The sequence below is a fragment of the Vibrio sp. 10N.222.52.B7 genome, assembly GCF_041474275.1.
Classification (GTDB): domain Bacteria; phylum Pseudomonadota; class Gammaproteobacteria; order Enterobacterales; family Vibrionaceae; genus Vibrio; species Vibrio crassostreae_C.
On record NZ_JBFRTU010000648.1, the window covers coordinates 1 to 232 of the forward strand.

Genomic DNA, 232 nt, shown 5'->3' on the forward strand with positions numbered 1-232 from the left:
ACTGACTGGGATCCCTTTCTTTCTCTCAAGTACTTTATCGATAAACGCGTTTTCCGATGAGAAGTAAGCGTCTTTATCGCCAGCAAAACCCCACTCGTAAAAGAATAGTCGAATAAAAGATTCAAACTTTTGTTGCTCGTCGGTTTCATTAACTAACGCAAACTCAGCGTCTTTTAATAATCTTGCGAGTTCTTGCTCTGCCCAACTATCTTGAGTTTCAGGGTCAATGGCC

General features: G+C 41.4%; 1 protein-coding gene. It reads right to left on the bottom strand.

Annotated features, from left to right (window positions below):
- Window positions 1-232, bottom strand: a 232-nt coding sequence (locus tag AB4512_RS24635) for a transglutaminase family protein (RefSeq protein ID WP_372176097.1), incomplete at both ends; no start/stop codon positions are given.